Here is a 2,910-nt window from a genome sequence, read left to right as displayed (position 1 = left end):
CTGCCCTGGCAGATGGAGCCCACCGCGCCGCCGGTGCGCTGGGCCACGCTGGAGAAGCGCGGCCCCGGAGGGCCCGCGGTGGTGCAGCCGCCGTCGGTGGGCACGAGCGCGTAGAGCTGGGTGCGGTGCGACATGCCGGTGCCCTTGAGCGTCTGGAGGAACTGCACGTAGCTCTCCGGCTCGAAGCCCGAGTGGTCGTCCTCGTCGGACACCACCACCACCGCGAGCCGGGCCGTGGTGCGCAGGAAGCTCAAGTTGCCGTCGTTGGGCTGCGGGGTGCGCGGGTCGTCCTCGTTGTTGGCCAGGGGCGCGGAGAGCGCCTGACGCATCGTCTCCAGGCCCTGCACGAGGTTGTGGCACAGCCCCACCTCATTCAGGTTGGCCTGCACGGTGGCCGCGGCCATGGACGAGTTGCTGGAGACGGCGCGCGAGCGGGTGCCCTCCACCGGGAGGAGTCGCCCGGCCTCGCCGCCCGACGCCGTGCCGCCGCAGGTGGACGCGCGGGGCGCCAGGCCCGTGGTGGTGACGCCGATGCGCAGGTCCACTCCGGCCTGCTTCGCGCGCTCCATCCACCCGGGGATGGCCGCCTTCAGCCGCTCGCGGTACGGCTCCATGGTGGTGGTGTTGGCCACCACGAAGAGCACGTCCAGCTGGCTGTCGGTGCCCTGGGTGAAGCGGTCGAGCTGGAGGCCCTCATGGTTCGTCTCGGCCAGCAGGGGGATGAGCAGCGGACCCGGCTCGCCCTCCGCGGAGATGAAGAACGGGCTGTAGTGCTGGCCGAGGACGTTGCGCGCGTAGTTGAACTCCAGCTCGAGGCCCTCGCCGGGGGCCAGCGTGCGCGGGCCGGGGAAGGGCGTCATCAGGGTGTACTGGTTGCTGGTGCCCTCGCCGATGACGGGGTCCTGCACGTTGACGGGCACGGTGCACTGGTTGGAGACGAGCGTGCGCCGGGGCCTCGCCGCGCAGTCGTAGCGGATGGGCCCGAAGTCCACATAGGGCGGCGCCGCCACCAGACAGGTCGCCTGCGACATGCCGCGGATGGGCAGCGTCACCGTGGGGTTGGCGGGGTTGTTCACCGTCAGCTTCAGCTCGCCCTGGTACGTGCCCATCACCTGGGGCCGGAAGGCGATCATCGCGCTGAAGGCCGAGTCGTACGGCACCACGCCGCCGGTGAGCTTGCCACCCGGCATGAAGAAGACGCCTCCGCCGTCATTGGACAGGTGGATGTCCTTCACCGCGCACTCGGCGCGGCCGGGGTTGCGGAAGTAGAAGCCCAGCACGGCGCCCCGGCCCGGCGTCACGTTGCCGAAGTCCAGCGCCGGCCACGGCTTGAGCTCGTAGACGCAGGGGCCGGTGGACCGGGCCCGGCCGGTGAGGACGATGGTGCGCTCGGGTGTGAAGACGTCGTCCGAGACGAGCACCAGCGTGGCCCGCCAGGAGCCCTCGCTCGCGGGCTCGAAGTACACCTTCAGGTCGATCGCGTCCGTGCCCGGCGCGATGGGCAGGTCGTTGCTCGCCAGGTCGGGCCAGGCGGTGCCGGCCTTCCAGGCATGGCTCTGGGTGCCGCGCATGGGCACGTCCACGTTGAAGTGCGCCGCGTCCCCGGTGCCGCGCACCCCGCGGAAGTGCAGGTTGCCGAGGGTGCCACCGTTGGTGATGCGGATCGTCTGCGCCACCTTGCCGCCCACCGGCAGCTCGCCGAAGTCCAGCGCGAGCGGCGCCACCGCCAGCCGGGGTCGGCCGCCACGCGCGTCCAGCGACACCTTCGACTGGCGGGCCTTGTCCGACGCGTAGTCCACCGTCAGCAGGCCCACGTTGGGCCCGGAGAAGCGGGCCGCGAACTCCATGGGCAGCTCCACGAGCTCACCCGGCTTCACCTCCACATTGGTGTGCTGCGCCAGCGGAGCGAAGGACGAGTCGTTCGTGGTCAGCCCCTTGAGGGTGACCGGCCGCCAGGTGATGTTGCGCGCGCGTGCGACGGAGCGGGTGCGCTCGTGCACCGGGATGGGCTCGAAGGGCACCGGCGCCGGTTCGAAGACGAAGGCGCTCTCCACCGAGCGGCCGGCCAGCTCCGCCACCGTCGGGGTGCAGTTGCCGCAGGGCTTCACCTCCACCTGCGCCCGCATGTCGCCCAGCGCGCGAGGCAGGTACTGCGTGCGCACCTCGCGCGTGCCCAGCGGCGGGATGGTGAAGGTGTCCGTGGTGAAGGCATCGGCCGCCGAGCCCTTCACCGTCACGGTGAGCGGCAGGTCCACCGGGTTGGTGATGGTGAGGCTCAACGTGCGGTCGCTCTCCACCTCGAGCGTCTCGAAGTCGAGCTGCGCCGGGTAGACCTTGATGGGGGAGGGCACGCCCTGGCCCTTCACGCGCACGGTGTGCTCACGGCCCGAGTTGGCGTCCGTGGTGACGTGCACCGTCTCCTCCAGAGCGCCCTCGGCGAGCGGGTGGAAGCGCACGCGCACCACCCTCTCCCCGCCCGGTGGCACCCGGTCCTCGCCCTCGGCGGAGACCTCGAAGGAGGGGTTCCCCTGGAGCCCGAGCGCTTCCAGCGCACGGAAGGGCACATAGCCCACGTTGCGCACGCGCACCTGCTTCTCGCGCCACTCGCCGACTGGCACCTCGCCGAAGTCGAGCGCGTCCGCGTCCACCGCCGCATTGGCCTGCACCGAGCGCGTGTTCCCCGGCTCATGGCACGCCGCCAGGGACGCCACCAGCAGTGACAGCCCGATGATCCGCCCACCCCGCAGCCCCGTCTTCATCGTCCCATCCCGCCTCGAACTCATTCGGCGGATGCCATAGCAGCAAGCGTACCAACCCAGGCGCCTCGGGAGCCCCAGTAAAAACAAGGGCTTGGCCGAGGAGTCGATGTAGGTATCGTGCGGAGGGAAGCCGCGTACCCTGGGGGGTGAA

Annotated in this window: 1 protein-coding gene; it reads right to left on the bottom strand. The window is 71.1% G+C overall.

All coding sequences use genetic code 11. From position 1 onward, the window contains the following. Positions 1-2,759, bottom strand: a 2,759-nt coding sequence (locus VF794_RS12915) for a choice-of-anchor D domain-containing protein (RefSeq protein ID WP_331110175.1), incomplete at its 3' end; no start/stop codon positions are given. Positions 2,760-2,910: the final 151 nt, after the last annotated feature.

The organism is Archangium sp. (assembly GCF_036389735.1).
Lineage (GTDB): Bacteria > Myxococcota > Myxococcia > Myxococcales > Myxococcaceae > Archangium.
The sequence above is the reverse complement of the archived record's forward strand: the minus strand, read 5'-3'. Positions and strand labels throughout refer to the sequence as shown.